We start from the raw sequence: 24,893 nt of genomic DNA on the forward strand, positions 1-24,893 counted from the left end.
TAAATAAGGTTGGGATTGTAATGAATCAAAAAGAAATCCATTCATTGCGAAAAGAATTAAAAAAAGCACTATACGAAAATAATATGCAACAAGCAAAGCCCATCGCAGAACAGTTGGAAGCACAATACGATGGTAAGGCAACAGGAGATAACGAATCAACTCAAGTGATTATTGCCGCTACGTTAGCAAAATATTATCAAAAAATGAAAAACTATGATAAATCAGCACATTATAGTCGTCAGGCGATTCATATAGCAAATATAGAAAAGATGGCATTAACTAGTACACTAATAGAAGTTCACTTAAATTATGCCAAATTAGAAAAAGAATATAAACAATATACGAATGCTAGAAAATTATTAGCAACACTTTTACAAAAACTAGAGAAAAGCAAGTGGGAAGATAACTTTGCTTATGGTCTTACCTACCGTCTATTGGCAAAGGTTGGGTTCGAAGATATGACATTTGATGCAGTAGTCAACCAGCTTAATCAGGCGCTAGGTTATTTTAGGAAGGATGTAGACGAAGATCATCCAATTATCTATCAGACAATTGACGATTTAACAGAGACGCATATTCGGATGGAAAGCTACCAAGAGGCATTAGAAATGCAAGAGTATTTATTACAGGTTTACCAAGAAACAGATGATCTACTGCTACCGGCAACTATTTTATTACGAATTGGGGAAATTTATTTTTATATTGATTTAAAAAAGGCAAGGAAAACAGTTACGCAAGCACTAGATTTACTACAATCACTTGAAAAAACTGCATTACTCTATGAATCAAAGGGAAATTTGTTATTAGCAGAATTGGATGAAAACCTTGCTAATTATCCACGAGCAATCACTTACTATAAGCGTAGTCTTGATCAATTAAGGCAAGTACATGAAACAGAACATTTTATGATCGTTTATGCCTATTCAAAAATCGGTACGTTGCACATGAAAGTAAATCAACTAAAAGAAGCAAAACAATATTTAGAAGAAGGTATAAAGTTAACAGAAAATCATCCAAGAATTAGAATGCAATTTTTATATGCATTAGGGAAAATTTATTCAAATGAAAAATCGTACGATCACGCGTTGGCGATGTATCATGCATTTTTAGATCAATTAGAACAAGAGGATAAAAAACTTTCTAAAGCTTATGCAGATACGCTACAATCGATTGCATTTAACTTTATCCAACAAGATAATGTAGATCAAGCATTTGAATACTATCAAGCAGCAATTTCTATTTATCAAAAAGTAAAACCAATTAGTAATGAAGAATTGGGGTTCGCAAGTATTCGTCTAGCTTACTGTTATGAAAATAAAGCTATAAAAGAAATCGAAAAAGCGAACGAATGGTATGAATATGGTGTTGGAAAAGTTGAAAAGGTTAGAGATAAATCACTTACAGAGGAAGCACTTGCATCAATTATTGACTTTTATCAACGACATGATTTTCCAAAAAAGCAACCGCTGTATGAAAATAAGTTAGTTAAATTGCAATTGGCTAAGAGCAAATGATTAAATAATTTACTACCAATATAGAGGGGAATGTGTCATGCTACAGGATAAACTCGGTCGTCCACTACAAGATTTGCGTATTTCGGTTATTGATCGTTGTAACTTTCGTTGCACATACTGTATGCCGAAGGAAATTTTCGGCAAGGATTTTTCCTTTCTCCCAAAAGATCAATTGTTAAGTTTTGAAGAGATCGAGAGACTTGCAAAGCTTTTTGTTCAATTAGGTGTTAAGAAAATTCGTTTAACAGGCGGAGAACCATTATTGAGAAAAGACGTAACTACACTCATTGATAGATTAACGAATATTGAGGGGTTAGAAGATATAGGTCTTACAACCAATGGTGTTTTGTTAGGGAAAAAGGCACAGGCATTAAAAGATGCAGGGTTACACCGAGTAAATGTTAGCTTAGATGCATTAGATGATGACGTCTTTCAATCTATTAATGATAGTGGTGTGTCGACAAAAAAAGTCTTGGATTCAATTGAACAAGCGCAGCAAGCAGGCTTAGTTGTAAAAGTAAACATGGTTGTGAAAAAAGGAATGAATGATGATCAAGTGATCCCTATGGCTACGTATTTTAAAGAAAAAGGAATCACTTTAAGATATATTGAATTTATGGATGTTGGACAATCAAATGGATGGAATTTTGATCAAGTTGTAACTAAAAAAGAGCTATTTGAACAATTGACTAACCATTTCGAGCTAGAACCAGTTGATCCGGCATATATAGGAGAAGTCGCTCAACGTTATCGTTATATTGACATGGACACAGAAGTTGGCTTTATCACCTCTGTATCAGAATCTTTCTGTTCTACTTGTACCCGTGCAAGATTAGCAGCAGACGGAAGATTTTATACGTGTTTATTTGCTAGTGAAGGATTAGATCTAAGAAACTTGTTGCGTTCTAACTTAGATGATCAAGCGATACTGGAGTCGATTGTCCCCACTTGGAAAAATAGAAAAGACCGTTACTCTGATGAAAGAACAGAAGAAACAGCGAAGAATAGAAAGAAAATTGAAATGTCCTATATCGGTGGATAAACAGGAGAAAAAGAAGAGGAGCTTAAATGATGGATGATCGTTATTCTAGACAAATACGTTTTCAACCAATCGGTGAAGTCGGTCAAGAAAAGATTAACAGTAAGCATGTTCTAATTGTTGGGTGTGGTGCTTTAGGATCTGCAAATGCTGAATCACTGGTAAGAGCGGGAATTGGAAAGTTAACGATTGTTGATCGAGACTATGTCGAAGAAAGTAATCTACAAAGACAACAGCTATTCACGGAAAAAGATGTGGAAGAAAAAATTCCAAAGGCGATTGCTGCAAAAAAACATTTAATGAAAATAAATCACCACGTTACTATCCATGCACATGTGATGGATGTAACAAGTTTAACGCTTTCTGAATTGTTACATGATGTTGATCTTGTAATTGATGCTACGGATAATTTCGATACACGTTTTATTTTAAATGATACCTTGCAGCAACAACGAATTCCTTGGATTTTTGGCTCCTGTGCAGGTAGTACGGGAATGAGTTTTACAATTATACCAAATGAAACACCATGTTTAAGGTGCTTGCTTCAATCGATGCCAATTAATGGATCCACTTGTGATGCAGCTGGTATTATTGGACCAGCAGTTCAAATGGTCGTTGCTCATCAAACAACAGAAGCTTTGAAGTTATTGACACATGCAACAAATAAGCTAAGAGCAAATTATTTAACCTTTGATCTTTGGAACAATCTTTTTCAAACGATTGATATGGGCAGAGCAAAAAATCATGACTGTCCTACTTGCGGTGTCAATCCAACCTATCCGGCATTAGATTATCAAAATCAATTGAAAACAGAAGTACTATGCGGAAGAGATACAGTACAATTACGTAGAGGAACGAATCTGTCCTTATTAGATTTAGCTAAACGGTTTGAATCATTTACTTCGGTAAAACAAAATGATTTCTTACTATCTATTGAATATCTTAACTATCGAATTGTTTTCTTTCATGATGGCAGAACCTTTATTCATGGTACCAATTCAATCACAGCAGCTAAAAAGATCTATTATCAGTTAGTTGGTTAGGAGGAAAAAAGATGGTTGAACGGAGAAAGCCAATTAAAGTAGTAGAAGCAATAAACCAAGTGATGCAATATCAAAAAATGGGTAGCTTAGAGCATATCTCACTTGAATCAAGCCTAGATCGAACATTAGCTGAAGATATAAAAGCAGACCATGATGTTCCTCCATTTGATCGGTCACCTTATGATGGCTATGCTATTCGTTCGATAGATACGCTTGAGGCATCTAGACAACATCCAATTACTCTCTCTGTTGTTGGCCATATCGGTGCAGGAGAAGTTTTTAAGGATAAAGTAAAAGAAAATCAAGTTGTCCGGATTATGACAGGAGCACCAATTCCTCCAGGATGTGACGCAGTGATCATGCTTGAACTAGTAGAACAACTTGATACTGCTGCTATTAAAATTAAGCGTCAAATAAAACCAAATGACAATATCTCTTTTCAAGGAGAAGATACAGCTAAAGACACAGTAATAGTAAAAAAAGGAACAAAAATTAATCCCGGCATTGTAGCCTTGCTTGCTACGTTTGGTTATAAAAAAGTTCCGGTAGTAAAAAAACCAACGGTAGGGATAATTGCTACTGGTAGTGAATTACTTGAGGTCGATCAACCTTTAGAACCCGGAAAAATCAGAAATAGTAATGCCTATATGATACAAGCACAACTAGAGCGAGTAGGAGCAAAAGCTGTCTACTTTGGTCAGTTTACCGATGACTTAGAAGTTTGTTATAACCAAGTGAAAAATGCTTTGGATCAAGTGGACTTCTTCATTACTACAGGTGGTGTATCAGTAGGGGATTTTGATTATTTACCTGAAATTTATCGTAAGTTAGGAGCTCATGTTTTATTTAATAAAGTGGGAATGCGACCAGGAAGTGTAACAACTGTTGCTGTATTAGATGGGAAACTTTTATTTGGTTTGTCAGGTAATCCATCTGCATGTTATGTAGGTTTTGAATTATTTGCAAGACCAACCATACAGTCTTACTTACTTAATGAAAAACCATACTGTAAAGCAATAAAAGCGATGATGGGAACTGACTTTCCAAAACCGAATCCATTTGATCGATTTGTTCGTGGCAAGCTCTCTTATGATAAGGATAAACTAGTGGTTTCACCAGTTGGTTTAGATAAATCAAATGTTGTTACATCATTAGGGCAAGCTAACGTGTTGATTGTGTTACCAGGAGGAACGAGAGGATACCAAAAGGGAAGTTATGTGACCGCATTAATGTTAGAACAACTAGAAGGCGATGCAGTATTCTTAAATAACTATCAGTTAAAGGAGAAACGTCATGAGTAATGATTTGTTTACCATTGTTGAGCAGCCGATTGCAATTAATGAGTTAATTGATAAAGTAACAAGACCTGAAGCGGGTGCGATTACGACATTTATTGGTACAGTGAGAGAGTGGACAAAAGGAAAACGAACAGTATTTTTACAGTATCAAGCGTATGTGCCGATGGCAATTAAAATGTTTGAACAAATTGGCAAAGAAATAGATGAAATATGGCCGAATACAAAAGTGGCGATTTCTCATCGAATTGGTCGACTGGAAATCTCAGATGTTGCTGTAGCCATAGCGGTTTCATCGCCACATCGAGAAGCAGCATATCAAGCGAATCAATATGCAATTGAACGAATTAAACAAATGGTTCCGATCTGGAAGAAAGAACATTGGGAAAATGGTGAAACATGGATTGGTGATCAATTGGAGCAAATATCTTATCAGAAATAAAAATAAGAAAAATAGGGAGGCAATAAATATGAAAGTGCTTTTGTTTGCCCATCTGCAGGAACAATTGGGTGTGTCTGAATTAGAGCTCAATTGGGAATCACAAACTGTTGAATCATTTAAGAAATCTTTTCAACATACGTATCCTATTGCTCAACTAGACAATGTGATGGTAGCGATAAACGAAGCTTTTGCATTAGAGCAAGACTTGATTCAAAAGGATGATACAGTTGCTTTCATACCCCCCGTGAGTGGAGGATAAAGCGTAAAGAAGATCTTTTAAATAATAATGCTTATAGCTGACAGAGATAGGACTGTCAGCTATAAGCATTATTTTTTAACCGTTATAAATCAGAAAGTAATCTTTTCTCTCCATCAATTGCTTGTATCGGTGCAATATTTTGTGTGAACTCTAGTGTTCCTAAATAATTATTATCTTTATCTCGAATAGCAAAATAACGAATAAGTACATATTTATCTTTTAATTGTATCCAAAAATCTTCTACATCTTTTGCTCCTGATTTAAAATCTTCCAATAGTTTCTCTACTACGTGCATACTTTTTGGAGGATGACAATTTTGAACGGTACGACCAATTACTGACTTTGTTCTAGTAAAAATACGTTCTTTTCCGTGTGAAAAGTATCGTACGATATCATTATGATCAATAAATGTTAAATCCACAGGAAGATGATTGAAAATATGTTCAATCTGTTGGATGGATAGTGTACCTGTTGGTAAGGAAACATATCCTTCTTCTTCTTTTAGAGCATCAGTTATTTTATGTCGTTCTGGCTTCCAAATGGACGCTGGTTTTGTTAAACAATATCCAATTTCATTACTTTGTTTTGCAATATGAAGCCATTCATCCTCTGTCAAATTTCGAAGTGCCATTGGCAACAGAATATTCTCTTCTTTATAAATCATTTCAGAACCTTCTTTGATCACAAAGCGAATATTTTCTATTATTTTATCACTACCATTTTCACTTTGTAGCCCATTTAAAGCATCTTTGATTGCTTGGCGAATAAAATCATCTACTGCCCACATCACATTAGTAGGTCCATTGATTCCGTATTTTTCTAAATAAGGAAATAGGAGATTTTCTTTACGACTATAATGTTTGTCAATCTCCCATAACTTAGTTAAATCATCTATTAACAATTGTCGGCTTTCTTCATTAGCCTCTTTTTCAAAACGATCAACATGCAAAGAAAGCGTAAAGTTTAACAAATAATCAATTTCTTTATTTTCTATTATAAAAGTGTGGACAGGGTGACCGCTTTGTTGCGCGGGCTCTTTTTGTTGTCCATGTATTTCTTCAATGGAACCTTTAAAGACGGCAGTATGCACTGAACATAATCGTTGCACCTCTTCTGGTTGAATTCCCTCATCTTCCATTAGATTTTGTTCAAGTGCAGATATTTCTTCCACTGAAATAGTACCAACTGCATCTTGAAAATCTTGTTTGACTGCTTCTACACTTTTTCCTTCATGTAATGCAATAATAATTTGCTTTAATTGCTCTTGACGCTGTTTATTTTGTTCGGAAGAATTATTTTCACGATTATTAATTATTTCACTCATCGTACGAAAACTCCTTTATTGAAAAATATTCTCAATACAAGCATAATCTTTTAACTAATATGTTGTAGTGATATGTATCACTACTCTGTGATAAAAGTCATAACAAACAAAAAAATCGTTCTATATACTAAAACTAATAAGAAAAGGATGAGACAAATGCTACATTGTATGCAAGTTGTGGGTTATAAAAATCGAGGAAAAACAACTTTAATAGAATATCTAGTTGCTTATTTTTGTGAAAGAAATCAGAAAGTAGCGTGTCTTAAGCACCATGGACATGGCGGGGTTCCACTTGGGTGGGAGGCCACAGATAATGCTAGGCACTTAAAAGCTGGGGCAAGCTTTGCAGGTGTTGAAGGTGAATCTATGTTGCAGATTACTACAAACCAGGAGTGGAACTTAGAAACATTAATGAAGATATATGCTTTATTAGATATAGAGATTTTGTTTGTTGAAGGGTTTAAGAAAGCAAATCAAGAGAAAATTGTAATGATTACACAGGAAGAAGATCTTGTATTATTAGAACAAGTATCTAATATCAAAGCCGTTGTAACAACGTTGGAACTGAATGAAAATATGTCTATTCCAGCATTTTATCCCAAGCAATGGAAACTATTAGCTCAATGGCTTGAGAAACAATGGTGTCTTTCACCTGATCAGAAGGAAACTTCTACAAAAGATGATAAAAAAAGAAACAATAGTTGATTGTTTCTTTTGATCACATGTATTTTAATCAATGTTGCACATTTCAATAGGACAATATTCACAGCCAATTGCTTGCCGTAAATATTCCATTTGATGAATGGTGATTTTTCCTTGTTGATCGATAGAAATAATATGTTTTTTTCGGAGTTCTCCTAGCATGCGATTAACACTTTCTCTTGTAGTTGCACAAAAGCTCCCTAATTCTTGATTGGTTAATGTCATATCTATCAAAATACCATCTTCTTTTGTAACACCGTAACTATTGGATAATCGAATTAATGTAGAATATAGTGCACCTTTTTTTCCATTTAATAATAAGTCTCGTAGTTTTGATTGGAATTTTCGCATATGGTCACTTACCCAACGCATGAATTCAAAGGTAAGTGCACTGTTAGACATCAATTCTTTTTCGAGTAAACTTTTTTTGATGACATAAACTTCGCCATCTTCAAGTACTTTACAGCTTAATAAAAATTTGGGATCATCCGCAAATAAAGTTAACTCTCCAACAATGTCATCTTGTTTACATAATCGCAATAATAACTCTTTACCTTCTGTAGTAAGTTTGCTTATTTGTACTAATCCTGATTGAAGTAAGTATATCTCGTGTGCTTCTTCTCCCTCGTGAAAAAGATATTGATCTTTAAATATGTTTTTTTTCGTGCCGATTGACATAAGTAAGTTACGTAATTCAGGTGAAATCATTTCTTCCTTAGGTTTTACTCTTGTCGGAATCTGCATAGAAAGAAGCCTCCTTATGAGGATGTTTCTTCTATGATAGCATATAATTAGCTTACTTTGATCATAAAAACATTACAATATAATGAATTTTTTAATATAAAAAGTATATAAAAAGGAGGGGCACTGTTGCGACAGTCTATTGTCGGTGTACTATTAGCAGGAGGGGAATCGCGTCGGTTTGGTAGGCCAAAAATGTTTGAAATGCATAAAGGAAAGCAATTTTATCGTTGTAGTTTAGATGCGATCAAGCCTTATGTTAATCATGTTTATATCGTTACCCAACCGCATTATGTTGATCGATTTGCAAATTTAGGTAATAATGTTGCTGTTATCACTGATTTACCATCTGTAAAAGGAAAAGGTCCACTTGCAGGGGTATTGACAGTGATGAACGCGGAACAAGCCACATGGTATCTAGTCATACCAACAGACGTCCCATTTGTGGAACAACCCACCATACAAACAATTCTTAAACAATTACATGTAGGGTATCAAGCAGTTATTCCTACTTCGAACGGGAAAACACAACCATTGTTTGGGATTTATCATTATACTGTAAAATCTATTATTCACAAGATGCTAAAGGAAGGAAGCAATGCAGCATATCAGTTATTAAATCAACTAAAGGTAAAAACAGTTAATATGGTTGATGAACAGTCCTTTATAAATATTAACGCACAACAAGACTATCATTATTTTATTAATAATAACTCGAAAGAATAAATACGCACGTGACTTGTTTAGGCATCGATAAAAGCACTACTTAATCATTAAGTAGTGCTTTTACTAGTATATTTTTATTTTAAATGCAAATAATAATTAAATTTTTGCGTGCTCTTTTGCTACGGATAAATCATTAAATATACCAACGTAATATTTTACTTCACCTACATTGTTTTTTATTGCACTAATGGTCAACCATTGTAAATAAACATTTCCGTCTTTTCTTTTATTCCATATTTCGCCTTCCCAGAAATCATATTTATCTATCGATTCCCACATTGCATGATAAAAAGTGTTATCATGCTTGCCAGATTGTAAAATAACTGGGGTACTTCCAATCGCTTCATCTGGTTCAAAACCAGTAATCCTTGAAAATGCTGGATTCACACGTTGAATCACACGTTTTTTGTCTGTTAACATAATTGCCTCTGCTGTATTTTCTATAATTTGTTTTTCAATATTTTTTTCATCTTGATAATACATCCAAACAACAATGACAAAACTAACTAATGCAAATTGTGATAATGCCATGAACCCAATAGAGTAATGACCAGTTATTTGTTCCACTGCGGTTAAGAGTAATGGTGGGAAAAATCCCCCCAATCCACCTATAGCCGATACAATACCATTAACAATGCCTGCTTGTTTAGAAAAATGTAACGGAACAAGTTTAAATACCGTACCATTTCCAATCCCTGCTGTTACAGCAACAGATAATGTACCTATTGTGTATAACGTTAATGTTGGTGAAAAAGATAAAATCACACCCGAAATGGTAATCCCGATAAACGTAAACATCAGAATAATATAAGGATTAAACTTATCTGCAAGCCAGCCACCTAATGGTCGTAAGAAAGTCGCTATTGCAATGAACCCAGCTGTTCTAATTCCTGCATCAACTGCACTTAGTTCAAAATGAACAGATAAAAAATTTGGTAAATACACTGTGAAAGCAACGAAGGAACCAAATGTAATGAAATAGAATAAACTTAAACACCATAGTGTAGCATTTTTATATACAGATTTGATTTGATCAGATAAAGAAACATGTACTCGCTTCTCGGTTTTATCGCCAAAAGCAATATTTAATCCAATGAATAAAAGTAGCAATAGTAAATAAGCTTGCACTGTACTAGACCAACCAATCATTGCTGCGATGACTGGTGCCCCGAACGAGGTAATGGCAGTCCCGATATTACCTACTCCATAAATACCATTAACAAAACCATGTTTCTCCTTAGGGTAATACTTTGGTAAGGAAGTAACACCTACAGAGAAAACAGCCCCACCAACTCCAAGGAACAATCCGCCAATAACTAAATCTAGAAAGGAGTTAGCCACACTAATAAAGTAAACAGGAAATAAAAGAATGAAGAAGCTAATAATAAATAGTATCCTTGAACCATATCGATTCGTATAAAATCCAATTGGAACACGCAGAATTGAGCCCAGGATTACTGGTAGTGCAGTAATTAATGATACCTGTGCAGCGGTTAACTGAATAGAATCTCGAATACTGGGCATTAAAGAGGATAGTAAAACCCATACCATGAACCCGATAATAAGACTAAATGTTTGTAAATTTAATTGTATTGTTTGTTTTTGCATATGCCGATATCCTTTCTAAAACGTTCCTTATTCATTTCTTATTTATAACAATAAAAAAAAAGATGCTGCTACAGTGTGACTTACTTCACACCATAACAGCAAATAATTATCTTTTTTCTTTTATGCATCGAAATAGATAGGAACAGATAGGAACCTTAAATATCTTTAGCATAAGCCTCGTTAGGAATTTTAGTTAAGACGACATATAGGCTCGTTAATTGTTCACCAGTATTAGCAAAAGCTAGTTCTTCATCCTCTTCAACAGCAAGAAGATCGTTTTCTTCTACTTTTACTGTTTGATTATCTATAGTGAATTCGCCTGAACCTGTAAGGACTTGCAAATAAACCGTACTACCAGGGTGTTTATGAGCAGGTAAGGTTTGACCGGGTTGAAAGTTTAATACAAAAGCTGTGCTTGATTGATCTTTAAATACGATTCTTTTTGTGAATTGATTGGAATCGTAGGTGATGTATGATTTAAGATTTGCTTTTTCCATGATGGATGCCTCCTGTATTGAATTATTTTTATTATACTATTAGTATAACACTTTTTAAGTTTTACATGATTGATCTCACATTAAATAAGGTAGTAATCATATTATAATTGACATTGAGAATCATTGTCAATTATAATATTTATTATTAGCGAAATAAAATGTAGATGTTCAGGGGGAGTAAGAGATGAGAAAAAGAGAGGTAGGACATACTTTTTTGGCTCGTATAGGTAAAAAAAGACTTCGGCCAGGAGGAAAAAAGGCTACAGAGTGGCTGATATCTCAAGGGAATTTTTCATCGGATACAAACGTACTTGAAGTTGCCTGCAATATGGGGACGACAATGATTGATTTAGTTAAAAGATACGACTGTCGAGTAACTGGTGTTGACGTGGATAAGCATGCGTTAGCTAAGGCTAAAAAGAATATAGAAAAACATCATTTAGAGGAAAAAGTAACCGTTGTTCAAGCGAATGCAATGAAACTTCCCTTTCCTGATCATTCCTTCGATGTAGTTATAAATGAAGCGATGCTTACGATGCTACCAAATGAAGCCAAAGAAAAGGCAATGAAAGAGTATTATCGTGTACTGAAAAAAGGTGGCAAATTGTTAACACATGATGTTATGCTAACAAAGTCAGATGAAGTAGTCGTTGATCAATTACGTCAAGCAATTAATGTGCGTGTTCAACCACTTACACAACAAGATTGGCAACAAAGATTAGAAGCATCTTTTCAACATACATCGGTAATTTCTGGACCAATGACACTTTTATCACCAATTGGTATGATAAGGGATGAAGGAATCATTGGTGCTGTACGTATTATAAAAAATGCGTTAAAAAAAGAAAATAGACCAATGTTTTTACAAATGTTTCGGTTGTTTCGTTCAAAAAAAGATGTGTTGCATTTCATAGCAATTTGTAGTGAGAAAAAGTAACTAAATAGTAATATTACAAGGAGGTGACTCAATATGGAAAGCATAACAATTCTATACGCAAGCATGACTGGAAACACAGAAGAAATAGCTGAAATCATTGAGTCATATATTGAAAAGCAAGGAATAAAGGTAGAACGGTTTCAAATTGGATTTGATGGATTTGAGGTAGAACAGTTATTTGAAACGGACGGTGTCTTAATCGGTACATATACAGATGGGGATGGAGATCTTCCGTTTGAAGCTGAAGATTTATATGATGAATTAGAAGAACTTGATCTAACTGGAATACCATTCGGTCTATTTGGTTCATGTGACTCGATGTATACATTTTACGGCGGTGCAATTGACTCATTTGAAACATTAGTGAAAGAATGTGGTGCTAACATAGTGGTTCCAACGTTAAAAATCGAACTTTCTCCAGAAATAGAAGATATAAAAACGTGTGAATCGTTTGCTGCAACATTTATTGAAAAAAGTCAGAAATAAAAAAGAAACAGGCCCTTTAAACAGCCTGTTTCTTTAATACATTCGTTAATTTTTCCCAAATTGGCTTGAATTACCTCGTCGTTTTTGTTAATTTAAGGTAAAAGGAGGAGGGAATATGATGAAAAGAAGAGTGCGTTCGATTTTAGTTATCTTAGGTTTGTTTTCTTTAGGACTTACATTACCTTTAGTGGTTCATGCAGCTACAGCAGACGATGTAGTAAATATGAGTTATGACAGTAGTGTTGATCGTTACTATGCATATGGTTATGGAAACGATATGGATTCAAGATTCTTGCTTAATCCTACAACGGATTTAGGATATGACCGAAACATGTATCTTAATTTACGAAGTACGATGAAAGATAGTGTTTATCCATATTTTCAGATTGCATATGATCCAAGCTATGTTAGATATAATTGGTTTGCAGTAAACATGGGACAAACATATCAAGATAACACTCCAGTTATAACTATTGCTCAAAAAGACTCGTCAACAGAACTTCTAACAGTTGATTACGGCTCCACATATAAAATCTATGACTCTGGTGATATAGCAAGTGTCACTGTAGCTATGGAAAGTCTAAAATCCTCATCTGAAGTTTATTATTGGAATGAAGAAAACTACAATGGTTATACTCTTGAGGCGGGATGGGATGATAACAATGTTACTGTTTATAAATCTGCCCAAGTAGCTACTGATGATTATATGAGAATAAATTAAATTCTAAGGAGGGATTAGTTATGAAGAAGGGGTTAGTGTCGAAATTCACAGCATTAATTTTAGGTCTTTCTATTAGCATCACAGGTATTAGTGTAACTGCCGAACAAGACTCTAATAAATTAGAAAATGAAAAAATTAATGCAGAATTCAAAGAAATGAAAGAAATGAATAAAAAAATTAAGAGTGGAAATTTAGAGCCGATTCCAGATGCTACCGTTATTTTGAAAGATAGTAAGGGAAATGAATTGTGGAAAGGTACAGCTAAAGAATACAAAAAGAATACAAAAGAAATAAGAGAAAAAGCGTTTGGTAAACAAAATAAAGAAAAAATAAAAAAAGAACAAAAAACTGATCTTCCCAAATAAAAAGTAGGAAGCAATTTTAAAATTGCTTCCTACTTTTTTAATGTGCGCCCGGCATGGGTTATAACTTGGTGGTGAAAGTCCACTACAGGCTTGGCAGTAGGAACTGTTAGCCAATGGCAAGGGTGTCTATCGTGAGATAGAATCTGAAGGAAGTCGGAGGCAAAATCCCGAACTGACGAACAGAAATTGCATATAAGGCTGGCTTGGAACGGACGAGTTTGCATTACATAACGAAGTCCAATACTGCACGAATTCCATACAGTAAATGCAGCAGTTACATGGGAGGAAGGTTATAGCCCTTACCCGGGGAGGTCTTACAAGGGTCCCCGACAAGAGGAAAGGAACTTTCCACAGGGACAATCATGGCAGTGATGTTGTGATGAATTGTAAGAAGTCAGCAGAAGCCATAGTAGTCCTAAATGGATGAAGGGCTGAACAATAGTAATCTTGGAAACAGTGGAGGTGTGAGAAATGCAAAAACCACAGACAACGTTTAAAGACGGCTGCCCACAAGAGAATAGGATGGAATCCAAAGGTATAGTGGAAGTGTGCAGTATTTCTTGCGGTGAAACTGATAGAAGAGATGGTGTGTACAATCTTATTCATAAAATCGTTGGTCAAAATAATCTAAATAGAGCTTACAAGAAAGTAAAAGCCAACAAAGGTTCAGCAGGTGTTGATGGAATGGAAGTTGAAGAATTATACTCTTACTTAGTCCTAAATAAGGAGTTACTCATTTCCCGAATTACTAATGGCTCATACGAGCCACAACCTGTTAAACGTGTGGAGATAGACAAAGATGATGGTTCTAAAAGGAAATTAGGTATACCAACGGTTATTGACCGTTTTGTCCAACAAGCAATCCTCCAAGTTATAGAAGTAGATATTGACCCATCGTTCTCAGAATCTAGCTTCGGTTTTAGACCAAATCGTAGTGCACACGATGCAATGAAACAGGCAAAGCAACTCTACGAAAATGGCTACCGCACTGTAGTGGATATTGATATGAAACAATACTTCGACACCGTCAATCACGATAAACTTATGTATCACGTTGAAGAACATATCAAGGACTCAAAAGTCCTCCGGCTCATCAGAAAATTCTTGATGAGTGGAGTCTCCATCAATGGAGAAGTTTACCCAACGGAAGTGGGATGCCCTCAAGGTGGAAACCTTTCACCAATTTTGAGTAACATCTACCTTGACCAGCTGGATAAAGAACTAGAGAAGCGAGGGCACAGATTCATTCGTTATGCGGATGATTGTAATATCTATGTAAAAACGAGGAAGGCAGGAAATCGAGTGATGAATAGTATCACAAATTTCCTTGAAAATAGCCTAAAGCTGGTAGTGAACCGACAGAAGAGTGAAGTGGGAAGTCCAACGAAACGGAAGTTCCTGGGGTTTTGCATACATTCAACAAAAGCAGGTGTAGGCTTCCGACCACATCATAAATCTAAGAATAAATTTAAGAAGAAACTTAAACAATTAACCAAACGAAACCGTAGTGGTAGTATTCGTCAAATCATTAAAGAAATTAATGAAGTAACCACTGGATGGATTAACTACTATGGTATCAGCTATATGAAAGGCTATATCCAAAGCATCAATAAATGGATTAAGCGAAGAATTAGACAAATCATATGGAAGCGATGGAAGAAAGTTAGGACACGATACAAAAGTCTTATCAAATTAAAAATTCCCAAACAGAAAGCTTGGGAATGGGCTAACACACGAAAGGGATACTGGCACATAGCTTGTAGCCATATCCTACACAGAGCTATCAAGAATGAAATTCTCGAGAAAGTTGGCTTGAAAGACCTTAACCAACTCCTCGAGAAAACACACTCAAACTATTGAACCGCCGTGTACGGAACCGTACGCACGGTGGTGTGAGAGGTCGGATAATCAACTAATGATTATCCTCCTACTCGATTAATACAAAACTTGTTGTATTCCTTAAGAGAATATCCTTTCTATATCATAAAAACAATGATCATCAATTAATTTATCTCCACTATCTGTTTGATTATAATAAAGTAACTCAACAAATTTATCATTATCGTTATGCTTAAATACATCATTGAACCCTTTTATTTTATCCCTAGGATTTCTCTCGTGTGTGAGACCTTTCGGATCAATAAACATAATTTTGTATTTACCCTTCTTCTTAATCCAAAAGATAAAATCCGGAAAAAAATCCCTAAAAAGTTGTTGTTGTGAGTCATAATAGGGTATTGATAGGCCATCTAATCCCTCATCAAGTTTAGAGAAATACCACCAATCAATATCATAATTTAATAAAATTTCATTTCTCTTTATAAATTCCTCAAGCTTTTCTAAAAAATGGACCTCACTTCTCTCTTTAATTGCATTTTTAAGGTGACGCTTTTTTGAAATAATGATTGGCGAGTAATAATGGTTTTGAATCCTTTTAAGTTCGATACCTACCCGTTCTTTTGTATTTTCTAATTTTGAATCTAATTTCACTTTTTTAATATCTATGCCACTATTAACAGCAAATTTTTCCATAGTTTCATTAACTTGTCCATTTAAAGATTTAATTGTATCTACTATTTCTTGTTGTTCTTTTGTATAATTAACTCCTGTCTTATTAATTTTCCCCGATATATACTGTTCAAGTATTTCCAAATCTTCTGATTCGGCATCTGTCTGTATCTGACGATAATGGCTTATGTCTACATATTCAGTTTCCTCTCTAAATCCAATTAACTTCTTACTTTTCAAATTCATATGCGATTCAATTTTTCTTATTATTTCAAGTTCAGTTAAATTGAGTGATTTAATATCTTTAGTATTAATTTTTTCTTTTGAGATAATATTCTTGATCGTTTCGTAACTGATATTATCTCTTACTATCAATAATTTATAAGAGTTATTATCTATATAAGTTTTCACTTTTTCGTAATCGTCTTTACTTAAAACGTAACTATGAGGATTATCAGAAACTTTCTCGTAAACTGGAACAAATAATTCTTCTTTTATTTTCGCCTTTTTTATTCCTCTTAATTTACTCCACTTTTCAGTTTCTTTTTCAATTCCTTCGATTATATTTTTGATTGCTTGTTTATTAGTAGCAAAGACAAAAAGAGTCTCTAACAACTCTGTATATTCTCTTATATTTTCTCTTTTAATTTTGTCAAATAAAGTAAAGCTTTCTTTAGTATGATTGAACCTTTTCCGAATTCCATTTAAAGGCTCTATCCTGATGCCTCTTCCTATAGTTTGAAGAATCATTTTAACATTTTCATCACTAATCCCCATGTTAATAAAGTTTATTATATTGGGTCTATTACTGTCCCAACCTTCAACAAATTGCCTAGATCCCATCAGAATGTTTATATCATTTCTTTTATTTTTAACATCCTTAAATCTACTATCTTCTGTAACAACGTCATTAAAAAAAGAATAGTCTTCTAATATATCTTTCTTCCAACTTTTAACATCAGATGCTTTGATTAAAGCAAATGGTTCATTTGTTGATTGCTTTAACCTAAATGATAATTCATCATTATTAGACCCAATTTCATATACTTCAATCTCTCCAGGGGAATTTGACTTAAAAACATGTTTAAGTATCTTTTCATAACTTACATTATAAATTGCATCTTTGAATCTATCAGATAATACTTCTTCTCCTATTAAATACGTTAGGTTATCTCCAAGATTATTTATGATTTCTTCCTTAACTTGTTCTATTTCTTCAGCGTTAATTTGCTTTGAAGCAATATGAGCTAAATACTTAAAATAAAGCTTCATATCAGCATCTTTTGTTTTAATCTCATTCGTTATTGTAAGCATAAGGGGATTATGATAGAGTTCGTTATCAATTAGTCTTAATCTACTTGCCCCTTCTTTAATGGCAGTAAATACTATTAAAGACTTTAGTATAATCTTCTTCTTTTCACTCTCATCCAAGTTTTCATTTTTATCAGCTTTATTTCTTGCTTTAAAATTCTTATATTCCTCATCTAGAACTTTGATATTTTTCCCATAACCCTTTGTTATAAATTTTCTGAGATCAAAATTATAAATAGTAGAAATAACATCAATGTCATCAGTGAAAGTTGCTGAAAAATTAAATAGAAATCCATTTTTTGCAAGTATGTTTATATAATGTTTTCTAATACTTGTTTCAGCCTCACCTTTGTGCGCTTCATCTAGAATAATATACCAACCATCTTCTTCTTGAACTGAACGGTAGTCAAAAATATTTTCACTGTTTTCATCTGAGAAGTGCGTGGTTTTTGTATAATAAACTGTTAATGAATTTGGCTGTAATGGATTAATACCTGCAAACTCAAGACGCTCATATTCTTTTATTGATTTAAGGGTGATTTTTTTGTCAGTATAACTAGCTTTATTGAAATAATTAATATGCTTCACAAACTGATCAAATATGTCATTATTAGGCATTACAACTAATATCTTTTTTGTTGGCACTAGTTTTGACAAAATAAGTTGATATAACAATTCGATAAGCTTAACTATTATAAATGTTTTCCCTGCACCCGTAGCCATCCAAAATGAAGCTCTATTTATGAAATTTTTATAATCTATTACTCCATTAGTCTCAGTGAAATGTTCTTTAATTAAATTAAAGTGTCTATTTGAAGGCTTAATATTAATATTTTCCCTATCAAGTTCACTTAATTCTTCATTATAAAAATCAATTAGATCATGCTTTCCATCATTAAAGTAATTCAATAATAGTCGAGCAATACTTCCTAAGGCTTGTGACTGGTAATCAAAAAGATCAAAATCATCATTAAATTTTTCAAAATTATAATCAAATGAATCTAGTTCAAGATTCTCAAGGTAATTTTCAACATAAAGGTTGAGTAGGTTTTTATTTTTCTTCATTTTTGTCACCCCACCAGATTAGAGGTTTAAGGTATTTATGCTTTACCCACATAATGTTATCAAGATTAATTCTACTATCATTTTCAAATGTTACAAAACTGTTATCAAATTTCTTAATCTTATGGCCTGTTAAATTTGAAATAGTTTCAGCAACGTCAACATCATTATAAATTTCTTCAAAATTAATTTTGACATTTTCATTTTCTATCTGTATTGATTCTAAGAGTTTTTCACTATCATAAAATACGGTAAATAAGTCTTCATTATCTTTTATATATTTAGCTTTTCTTAGAGTATCTTCATATTGTTCCAACTCATAATATTTAAAGAAACCTCCTCCAGACCACTTAACATCTTCAGAAATGCCCGCTTTATCGCCTGCCAAGACTTTTTTCATTCTTGGAATATTAATAGTATTAAAATGTTCTCCCATTTCAACTCCTATCCACTTTCTACCGAGTTTATGAGCAGTAGCAATTGTTGTACCTGAACCGCTAAAGAAATCCATTACCCAGGAATTTGGATTAGAAGCATTTTGGATAATACGCATCATAAGCTCTTCAGGCTTTTGTGTTTCGAAGTTTAACCCTTCTAGTGCCATAGGATTAACATGAAAAATATCGTTCCAAAGGTTGTTCATAGGAATACCTTTTAGCTCATCCATATATTGTTTAACATCTGGATACCTTGCATTTTCTCCCCACCTTATCATTCCTTGTTTTTCTAACTCATCGTACTTCTTTGAAGAATAGGTTTTCATGGGTGACCATCTGTACTTTCTGCCATCATTATCTGAATATTTAAACCGATCTAAATAATCCTCACCATATTCTCTGTACAATCTATTGAAAATAAAGTCATTTGTATTTTTATAAAAATAAATTGTATCAGTATCATTACTAAACTTTTTTGCAAGCGCCTTACTGCTACCTGTATTATTTGTTCTTTGCCATATAATCTCATTAACTAATTTATTTTTGTCAAAGATCTTATTTAATAATAGTCTTCCTAAATAATTAGAATTGGTGTCCAGATGCACAAAGATACTTGCATTTTTTGATAGAAAATTTTTAATTAATTCAAGCCTATTTTCCATTATAGTTAACCATGTGCTGTCCTGGAACTTATCCTTATAATCAAAAGAGTTACCTGTATTAAAAGGTGGATCAATATAAATTAAATCTACCTTTTCTTTATACTTTTGATTTATTGTATTTAATGCTTGGAAGTTATCACTTTTAATTAGAATTCCATTGATATTTTCATCAATATTATCAAAGCTACTTAAGATTTCGCTCTTTAAATTTGGAAAAAATTTAGTGTCAATAGGTAAATGTAGATAATCTTGATTTATTTTTTTATTGCCATCAATATCAATTAGTAATTCTGATTGATCTAGATTGCTTACAAAACTAAATTCTTTCCATTCCTTTTTGATTACATTTCCCTCATCATCATACTGAGTCGAGTGCAATGTATTCCAATCATCAATTTGATCATTAAAACCTTCAGAAGATAAAATTTTCTCTACCAATTCTATATCTTCACTAAGTTTATCGAGTGTAAAAACATAGTTTGAATTTTTTACAAACTTAGGCTTCAACCAAATATCTCTTAATTCATTCTCAAACTTACTAATTAATGAGATTATAAAAAATCCAATCTTCTTTATTTTTTGTATGTCTTGCAATCTTTCCGTTTCCCAAATATTGTCTACACTTGTTTCATTAAATAAGTAATTATAGATATAAATATTAAATTGCTCTTTGAGAAATTTTTCAGCATTCTTGTGAATAAAATAATCTACTTCATTTTGTTTTTGATATGAAAAGATTGCTTTCTTTATAGTTTCCACACTTATATCAAGATTTTCCTTCGCTATATACTTCTCAACCTCTTCAATCTTAGTCAACGATAAATCAACAATCACCGTTCCAACAACGTCATTTGTATTAATAATATTTACAAGTGGTCTAAAACTAGTTTTAGATGAAAAACTCTCCAAATTTAGTTTGTTTTTATTTATTACAATTTTGGGGTGATCAATCTGATTCAGGTTATTGTAAATATCATCTCTAACAGAGTCAGGGTTCTTTTTATTAAGGTATTTTTTTATTAAATCAAATTTACTAGTAGAATTATCCTTATACCTGATATCAAAACGTACAAGAGAATCACTAATCTCTACTAAGTGATATGCAATTTCTTTCTTTTCATTATTCTTCTGATGTTCTAAATTCTTTGCATTAAACTCAATATTCACACCATCTATGTTCATTTCCACAGTCGTATATGTTGCTTCACTTTTCACATAAAATAGCTTCTCGGTTTTCCAAAATAAATTTACATCCTCCTTATCACTGTACACCTTTTCGTATAAATTTTTATGTAACTGTGTTTTATAATAAAAGGGGGTTCCAGTTTCATTTAAATAACTTTCAAAAAATGTAAATAACTTATTATATAAATCATCTTGAGCACTAAAAGAATCACCAAATTCTTCATCTATTTTAGTTGATATGATTGGCTTTATTTGTTTAAAGTAATGATTCCTAAATTTCATTAAATTTATATACCCTGAATCACCTTCTAGTTTTTCACCAACTTCTCCGACAAAAATATTTGATAAAGCACTAAAAAAGCGAAGTTTCGCTTTACTTTCTCCCTTATTCATTATTAAACCTCCAACTCATAGATCATATTTAACTTATAAAAGTTATTATAATGGCTTCATACATTATAATACTAACAAATATAATTAATTTGTGGAAATTCAAATTAAACCGTTTGGTTATGAAAAGAAAAAAAACACCCAGTTAATGAGTGTTTACTTTTCAAGTTCTATTATTTTTACAACTGATTTAATAATTTCATAAATATGCTCTTGTTCATTAGAACAGAAGGAATCACCTCATGAAATATAACATTTAAAACCTTCACATAAAATCCCCAATAACACTGAAAGAGTTCTAATGCATTTAGAGAGCGGGGTACGTTAAATGAATCTAAACACCTACCAAACAGTTACGTCGACTCAAAACTCGCACTAACTCCGATTCATTTACTTGATTAAATTTCACATCATCTAAACATAATATACCTTGAACGGTAATAGGGCCATCTAATAAATAATCTGCTTTACGATCTTTCACTAAATAAATATAATCAAGTAATTCTTCTAGTCCAGTAATCGCATACTTTAAATCTGAGGTGTTTTTGACTTCTCCAATAATCATTTTAACCAACTTATTGGTTTCTTTTTCACGGACTTCTAAAAGGAAATCTGGGCGTCCTCGCCAAAATAAATTAGCCTGACTTCTATCAAAAAAGTCCTTTACTAAATTGTTAGCAACAGTAAATGATTGATATTTCCTTTTCAAATATGGATTATTACTTTCTGATACTTCACTAGCAGATACACTAAATGAAACATCATTTGATCCTGTTGAATCATGGTAGAGTTTATACAGATAAGACTCTTTCTCCCAAGAAGCCACCATATTTTGTGTACTATCCATTAAATATAGTTTGCTATTATTTGTATTCTGTTTAATAATTTGCACAATCCAGTATAGCTCGAACAATACATCTTCATTTTCAGGTGCAATAAATGTCTCTTGTAGCAGCTTTTTGATATCCTCTACACTATAATTACCTTTAATTAACATGCGATAAGATACTAGTAATTTAGCTGCATCACGATACAGCTTATTTCTATGATTTAGCGTTTTTTGAATGACACGATCAGAAACACTTACTTGATCAACACGTTGTATGTAAATATTTCTTTTGTAAGCATGCCCGATATTTTGCTTTAATTGTTGCCATTCAGCAAACCACGCTGCTTTTTCAAAACCTTTTGTATAAGGGTCTTCATAAAGAATAGAATATAAAACTCCAAGTAGTTCCTTAAGGACTTGATTTTCAGTAATATTGTAGGAACGCACACTCTCATTTATAGAGAATATAGTATTATCTTTGTGGTTCCTTGCTAAGCGTTCTTTTGTTGTTTTTCCCCAATCAATTTGACCTCTTACTTCTCCAATATGCATTTCATTTTTAGCAATTGTTGTTGTTTTGATTCGCTTCAACAGCTTAGGTAATATTCTAGCAAATTCCATTGTTTCTTCTTTTAATAAGAAACGAATGGTTAGTAACTGCTCTATATTAGATATATTAACGTTCATTTTTGAGAAGAAAGATTGCATCTTTACTGTTCCTGACTTTAAATAACCGTGAAGATACCCTGAAATTTCATCGAGTACCTCTTCTGTCTTTACACTCATTCTAATCCACCTGCATCAAAGAAATCTATTGCAAAATCATTCAAATAATTTACGTCTATAATAACATCTGTTTGATCTGCAACCTGTTTAATAAATTCTAGTATACGATTAATTGGTAAACCTTCAAATTGTGGTAGTACATACAAGATAATTGCTGAAGTAAAATCTTCGTTTTCTTGTGTGTGTTTTGCAATATCTTCTATAATTGCTGGACCAATTTTTCTGTAATTATTAATTAGTTTCCAGATAATCGTTAGCATTTCCACGCTAGGATAGGTGCTCATATTCCATACATCTAAATATTGTTGAGTTAGCTCATTGTTAATATCCTTTGGTATACCCACGGGAATAAAAGCAAAACGACGCATAAATGCATAGCTCATTTCATACAAAGAGGCCTTATCAATTGTATTCATCGTTGCAATGATTCTCCAATCATTTGGAATGACATAGGTATAATCATTTGGTTCATAATTAGTCGTTAGTCCTTGAGGTTTCATTATAATTGATTTTCCGCTTTTTGATTGAAAAGGAAGTGTTACTTCATCTCCAGTCAAAACAGAAAACAATGAACCAAAAGCCTTGTCAATATCTGCACGGTTAATTTCGTCGATAATTAGCCATTTATTTTCAGGTTTGTTTGTAACCTTGTTTTTAAGACAGCTTAAAAAGATTCCCTCATCAAAATACAAATTACTTTCACTATCTGGACGGTATCCACCTATTGTTTCATATGTTGACCAGTTAGAAGAAGCAGTTACTAATTTTGCTTGCACATTGTACATATCACAAATCATACTAGCTAATTTTGATTTACCTGTGCCTGGGGGTCCTGTTAAAATAATGTGCTTTCCATTGCTAATCGCTGTCATCACTTGATTTAATAGTAATTCCAAGCTTTCAAATACTAAACCATCTTGGAATGGTTTAACATTATTAAAGTTAACAGCAGGTATACTGTTATTAACAGGAGAAGGTCCATCTGCCTTTGCAAGTTTCTTAGCGTTAGAATGAGTAGATTGTTCAGATTTTCGCCATCTTTTAGCAACACTAGGTGTCTCGTAAAAATCAATTGGGTTATCCGCATTATCTTCTTCTAGCTTTTCTCGTATTATAAGAAGCTTCTCATCAAGATCTGAAACTGAGGGATCTGTAATTAATTCTGAGAATGCTTTCGTTATCTTTTCTTTATTGCCACTACTTGCAATACGTTCAAATTTTTGAGGCAATATTAAATGAAGAAAAATATGCTGTGACTGTACCCTTTTACCAACTTTTTTTCTTACATCTTCAGTTAAATTTTTTAGTTTAATTCGATCGTTTAAGATTTCTTTACGTTCTTCTAATGGTTTCTTTTTTAGATAGTCAACAATTAAGAACAAAAATGAAATTTCATAATATTTGCTCGTATTAAAGAATGTTCCGGTAGCTCCTAACCCTTGATTGATACCTTGAAATATAGGTAGTGAAGTGTCTAATTTAATACCCTTCCATGAAGCAATTAATTCTAGCTTTTTAATCTTCGTATCAAAGCTAGTGGACCCCTTATAAGGAAAGATATAATAAATAAACATTAACTCAATTGCAAATTTATATACACCCTCCGATTCATTTTCCAACTGCTTTTGAAACTTACTATCAAAACTATTACCAGACTCATCAGGATTTTCAACAAAAATAGCTCTGAATCTATCCATATTTGTCCGATTCCAAAAAGACTCTCCGTCCCAAATTAGAGATCTATCGTTAAGTAAACATTCATTTTTCCATTTTTCTGCTGCATCATATATTGCCTTTCTATCATCGATTTCTTGTTCATAGTAAATAGCCAATTAATAATCCTCCTCTACTGGATTCTTCATATAATTAATGATACTACAAAAAATGTAAATTGTGTTAGCATACTCAAAATTTATTAATGCGTAATAGGACATCCTCACACACCCATAAGATAATAGAAATGGAGGTGTGTTACTAAAATGGATGATTTGGTTAGTGGCGATATTAGCGAAGCTGACTCATTG

The 24,893-nt window shown here is 33.0% G+C and carries 21 protein-coding genes; 13 read left to right on the plus strand and 8 right to left on the minus strand.

All coding sequences use genetic code 11. The features are described 5' to 3' along the window. Positions 1-20: 20 nt before the first annotated feature. The 6 genes from BN1058_RS03930 to moaD are packed head-to-tail and all read left to right on the plus strand — an operon-like array spanning position 21 to position 5,592. Entirely contained in the window at positions 21-1,514 is a 1,494-nt protein-coding gene (locus tag BN1058_RS03930; RefSeq protein ID WP_090853159.1) for a tetratricopeptide repeat protein, read from the plus strand. 37 nt (positions 1,515-1,551) lie between these two features. Then, positions 1,552-2,556: a GTP 3',8-cyclase MoaA gene (gene moaA / locus BN1058_RS03935; protein WP_090853161.1), complete on the plus strand. Its 1,005-nt coding sequence runs from the start codon at positions 1,552-1,554 to the stop codon at positions 2,554-2,556. 29 nt (positions 2,557-2,585) lie between these two features. Next, the gene (locus tag BN1058_RS03940; protein WP_090853164.1) at positions 2,586-3,596 is read left to right on the plus strand and encodes a MoeB/ThiF family adenylyltransferase; all 1,011 of its coding nucleotides are present in this window, start codon (positions 2,586-2,588) and stop codon (positions 3,594-3,596) included. 11 nt (positions 3,597-3,607) lie between these two features. Continuing rightward, a complete protein-coding gene (gene glp / locus BN1058_RS03945) occupies positions 3,608-4,897 on the plus strand; it encodes a molybdopterin molybdotransferase MoeA (protein WP_090853167.1) in 1,290 nt (429 codons plus the stop codon). Next, entirely contained in the window at positions 4,890-5,333 is a 444-nt protein-coding gene (locus BN1058_RS03950) for a molybdenum cofactor biosynthesis protein MoaE (RefSeq protein ID WP_090853170.1), read from the plus strand. Before glp ends, BN1058_RS03950 begins: the two co-directional genes overlap by 8 nt. A 28-nt stretch (positions 5,334-5,361) precedes the next feature. Further along, a complete protein-coding gene (gene moaD, locus BN1058_RS03955; RefSeq protein WP_090853173.1) occupies positions 5,362-5,592 on the plus strand; it encodes a molybdopterin converting factor subunit 1 in 231 nt (76 codons plus the stop codon). Between the two features lie 82 nt (positions 5,593-5,674). Here moaD and BN1058_RS03960 read toward each other — a convergent pair whose 3' ends face one another. Continuing rightward, positions 5,675-6,916: a DUF438 domain-containing protein gene (locus BN1058_RS03960; protein ID WP_090853176.1), complete on the minus strand. Its 1,242-nt coding sequence runs from the start codon at positions 6,914-6,916 to the stop codon at positions 5,675-5,677. 156 nt (positions 6,917-7,072) lie between these two features. Here BN1058_RS03960 and mobB point away from each other — a divergent pair, with 156 nt between their 5' ends. Next, positions 7,073-7,621 carry a molybdopterin-guanine dinucleotide biosynthesis protein B gene (gene mobB, locus BN1058_RS03965; RefSeq protein WP_176694439.1) on the plus strand — a complete coding sequence of 183 codons (549 nt, stop codon included), beginning with the start codon at positions 7,073-7,075 and terminating at the stop codon, positions 7,619-7,621. Positions 7,622-7,645: 24 nt separating this feature from the next. Here the strand turns inward: mobB and BN1058_RS03970 are convergent, their stop codons facing one another. Beyond that, positions 7,646-8,362 carry a Crp/Fnr family transcriptional regulator gene (locus tag BN1058_RS03970; RefSeq protein ID WP_090853182.1) on the minus strand — a complete coding sequence of 239 codons (717 nt, stop codon included), beginning with the start codon at positions 8,360-8,362 and terminating at the stop codon, positions 7,646-7,648. 126 nt (positions 8,363-8,488) lie between these two features. Here BN1058_RS03970 and BN1058_RS03975 point away from each other — a divergent pair, with 126 nt between their 5' ends. Further along, positions 8,489-9,085 (plus strand): molybdenum cofactor guanylyltransferase, encoded by a 597-nt coding sequence (locus BN1058_RS03975; RefSeq protein WP_176694440.1) that lies wholly within the window; start codon positions 8,489-8,491, stop codon positions 9,083-9,085. A gap of 96 nt (positions 9,086-9,181) precedes the next feature. Here BN1058_RS03975 and BN1058_RS03980 read toward each other — a convergent pair whose 3' ends face one another. Both BN1058_RS03980 and BN1058_RS03985 read right to left on the minus strand, forming a co-directional pair. Further along, positions 9,182-10,693 carry a nitrate/nitrite transporter gene (locus tag BN1058_RS03980; protein ID WP_090853188.1) on the minus strand — a complete coding sequence of 504 codons (1,512 nt, stop codon included), beginning with the start codon at positions 10,691-10,693 and terminating at the stop codon, positions 9,182-9,184. A 155-nt stretch (positions 10,694-10,848) separates the two neighbouring features. After that, complete coding sequence (locus tag BN1058_RS03985; protein WP_090853191.1) at positions 10,849-11,190, minus strand: cupin domain-containing protein; 342 nt, start codon at positions 11,188-11,190, stop codon at positions 10,849-10,851. Positions 11,191-11,374: 184 nt separating this feature from the next. On the opposite strand from BN1058_RS03985, the gene BN1058_RS03990 reads away from it, so the two are divergent. From BN1058_RS03990 to ltrA, 5 genes are all read left to right on the plus strand, one after another. Then, positions 11,375-12,127 carry a class I SAM-dependent methyltransferase gene (locus BN1058_RS03990; RefSeq protein ID WP_090853194.1) on the plus strand — a complete coding sequence of 251 codons (753 nt, stop codon included), beginning with the start codon at positions 11,375-11,377 and terminating at the stop codon, positions 12,125-12,127. A 33-nt stretch (positions 12,128-12,160) separates the two neighbouring features. Then, positions 12,161-12,613, plus strand: a complete 453-nt coding sequence (locus BN1058_RS03995; protein WP_090853197.1) for a flavodoxin — start codon at positions 12,161-12,163, stop codon at positions 12,611-12,613. Between the two features lie 115 nt (positions 12,614-12,728). Then, complete coding sequence (locus tag BN1058_RS04000) at positions 12,729-13,334, plus strand: hypothetical protein (protein ID WP_090853201.1); 606 nt, start codon at positions 12,729-12,731, stop codon at positions 13,332-13,334. Positions 13,335-13,354: 20 nt separating this feature from the next. Beyond that, positions 13,355-13,699 (plus strand): hypothetical protein, encoded by a 345-nt coding sequence (locus tag BN1058_RS14275; RefSeq protein WP_090853204.1) that lies wholly within the window; start codon positions 13,355-13,357, stop codon positions 13,697-13,699. 471 nt (positions 13,700-14,170) lie between these two features. Next, positions 14,171-15,559, plus strand: a complete 1,389-nt coding sequence (ltrA, locus tag BN1058_RS04010) for a group II intron reverse transcriptase/maturase (protein ID WP_090853030.1) — start codon at positions 14,171-14,173, stop codon at positions 15,557-15,559. Between the two features lie 99 nt (positions 15,560-15,658). On the opposite strand, the gene BN1058_RS04015 is transcribed toward ltrA, so the two are convergent. From BN1058_RS04015 to BN1058_RS04030, 4 genes are all read right to left on the minus strand, one after another. Continuing rightward, on the minus strand, positions 15,659-18,583 hold the full coding sequence (locus BN1058_RS04015) for a DEAD/DEAH box helicase family protein (protein ID WP_090853207.1): 2,925 nt from the start codon (positions 18,581-18,583) through the stop codon (positions 15,659-15,661). Then, on the minus strand, positions 18,570-21,257 hold the full coding sequence (locus BN1058_RS04020; protein WP_090853210.1) for a site-specific DNA-methyltransferase: 2,688 nt from the start codon (positions 21,255-21,257) through the stop codon (positions 18,570-18,572). Before BN1058_RS04020 ends, BN1058_RS04015 begins: the two co-directional genes overlap by 14 nt. Positions 21,258-21,588: 331 nt before the next feature. Beyond that, positions 21,589-22,869: a hypothetical protein gene (locus BN1058_RS04025; RefSeq protein WP_090853213.1), complete on the minus strand. Its 1,281-nt coding sequence runs from the start codon at positions 22,867-22,869 to the stop codon at positions 21,589-21,591. Beyond that, positions 22,866-24,701, minus strand: a complete 1,836-nt coding sequence (locus BN1058_RS04030; protein WP_090853215.1) for an AAA family ATPase — start codon at positions 24,699-24,701, stop codon at positions 22,866-22,868. Before BN1058_RS04030 ends, BN1058_RS04025 begins: the two co-directional genes overlap by 4 nt. Positions 24,702-24,893 lie beyond the last annotated feature (192 nt).

Source organism: Paraliobacillus sp. PM-2 (assembly GCF_001368815.1).
Taxonomy (GTDB): domain Bacteria; phylum Bacillota; class Bacilli; order Bacillales; family Amphibacillaceae; genus Paraliobacillus.